Origin of the sequence: Frankia sp. AiPs1 (genome assembly GCF_023716945.1) — a bacterium.
Classification (GTDB): domain Bacteria; phylum Actinomycetota; class Actinomycetes; order Frankiales; family Frankiaceae; genus Frankia.
Genome location: NZ_JAMQQF010000766.1, coordinates 1 through 2,234, shown reverse-complemented (window position 1 = coordinate 2,234; position 2,234 = coordinate 1). Strand labels below are relative to the sequence as shown.

Genomic DNA, 2,234 nt, shown 5'->3' with positions numbered 1-2,234 from the left:
GGCCACCACCTCGTCCGATGCCGTCTCCCCCCGCGCTGGAGTGCCGCCTGGCGTCCCCGGGCCGGCCGGGGTGGACTCGGCGGCGCGTGCGCGCTTGCCCCGCTCCCGGGCGACCCGGGCATCGAGGGCCCGCACCGCCGGCTCACCCCGCTTGAGGTCGACCAGCAGGGGCGTGGCGAAGAACAGCGACGAATAGGTGCCGGAGGCGATCCCGACGAACTGGGCGAGCGCGAGGTCCTTCAGCGTGCCCGCGCCCAGCAGCCCGGCGCCGACGAACAGCAGCGACGCCACCGGGATGAGGGCGATGAGCGAGGTGTTGAGGGAACGAACCAGCGTCTCGTTCAGCGCGTCGTTCGTCGCCTCGGCATAGGTGCGGCGGTTGGCCGTCGCTATCCCCGCGGTGTTCTCCCGCACCCGGTCGAACACCACCACCGTGTCATAGAGCGAGAAGCCGAGGATGGTCAGCACGGCGATCACCGTCGACGGCGTCACCTCGAATCCGACGATGGAGTAGACGCCCATGGTGACGACGAGGTCGTGGACGAGCGCGGCCATCGCGGCCGCCGCCATCTTCCATTCGAACCGCACCGACAGGTAGATCATCACGAGCACCAGGAAGACGACCAGCCCCTGGATGGCCTTCTTGGTGATCGTCGAGCCCCACGAGGAGCCGACCGTGGACACCGCGATGTCGCGGTCCGGGTTGGCCACGGAGAACCGCTTGGCCAGCGCGTCCGTCAGCTTGTCGGTCTGGGCGTCGGACAGGGTGGGGGTCTGCACCCGGAACTGCTTGGAGGTCTCGAGCTGCTGGACCACGCCGTCGGCCGGATCGATACCGACGCTGGAGAGGGTCTGCTCGACCTGTTCGACGGTGCCGCCATGGCTGGGCAACTGGAAGACCGCGCCGCCGGAGAACTCGATGCCCAGGGTGAACCCGCGGAAGATCATACTCACGGCACAGATGACGATGATGATGCCGGAGACCGCGTACCAGACCCGGCGACGGCCGACGAAGTCGACGTGGAAGTCGCTGCGGTAGATCCGCCCGAGCAGTGCCATCTGTCAGCTCTCCCGCTTCTGCCCGGCCGGCGCCGGCCGCTTGGCCAGCCGCGGCCGGCTGGGGGCCGCGGCCGGTGGCCCGGCCGTAGCCCGGCCACCGATCGTCTTCGGACTCAGGCCGGAGAACCGGCTGACGGAGAACAGTCTGCGCCGCACCAGCAGGGTCACCATCGGCCGGGTGAAGATGAACATGATCAGCACGTCGCTCAGCGTCGACAACCCGAGAGTGAACGCGAACCCGCGCACCGAACCGATCGAGAGGATGTAAAGCACGGCGGCGGCGAGGAACGAGACCGTGTCCGCCGAGAGCATCGTGCGCCGCGCGGCCGGCCAGGCGCGGTCGGCGGCGGCCCGCACCGTCCGGCCCGCCTGCACCTCGTCCTTGATCCGTTCGAAGTAGACGACGAACGAGTCCGCGGTGACGCCGATCGACACGATCAGACCGGCGATGCCGGCGAGGGTCAGGGTGAAGCCGATCGCGGCGCCCAGCAGCACCACCGAGGCGTAAATGATCGCCCCACTGACCGCCAGCGAGGCGACCACCACGATGCCCAGCGCCCGGTAGTACAGGAACGAGTAGGCGACGACCAGCGCCAGCCCGATGGCCCCGGCGAGCAGCCCGCCGTGCAGCGAGTCGCGGCCCAGCGTCGGCGAGATCGACTCGGCCTGGGACCGTTCGAACGCCAGCGGCAGCGCGCCGTAGCGCAGGACGTTGGCGAGGTCCTCCGCCTCGGACTGGCCGAAGGATCCGGAGATCTGCGCGGTCCCTGCGATGCGCTCGTTGGTCTGCGGCGCCGACTGCACCACGCCGTCGAGCACGATGGCGACCTGCTTACCGATCGTGTTCTCCGTGAGCTTGGTGAACTTGCTCTGGCCGGAGCCGGTGAAGTCGACGTTGACCACCCACTGGCCGGTGGTGACGCCGGTGGTGCCGCCGCCGCCCTGCAGGCCGGCGGAGGCCGTCTTCACGTCGGTCCCGACGACGGACGCCGGCTTGAGCAGGTACTTGGTCGCCCCGTCCCGGTCGCAGGCGGCGGTCCAGTCCTGGGGCCGGTCGGTGCTGACCGCCGCCCTGCGCACGTCGGTGGCCGCACAGGTCAGCGCGTCGAACTGGGCGACCGCGGCCGCCGGCGGCGTGTCCGCGGAAGAGGCGGCGCCGGCTGCCGGTGCCGGGG

Annotated in this window: 2 protein-coding genes; both read right to left on the bottom strand. The window is 70.5% G+C overall.

All coding sequences use genetic code 11. The annotated features are described in order from the left end of the window. A partial coding sequence (gene secF / locus ND748_RS30430) for a protein translocase subunit SecF (protein ID WP_251749710.1) occupies positions 1-1,059 on the bottom strand: 1,059 nt, incomplete at its 3' end. A gap of 3 nt (positions 1,060-1,062) precedes the next feature. Next, positions 1,063-2,234, bottom strand: a 1,172-nt coding sequence (gene secD / locus ND748_RS30425; RefSeq protein WP_251749708.1) for a protein translocase subunit SecD, incomplete at its 5' end; no start/stop codon positions are given.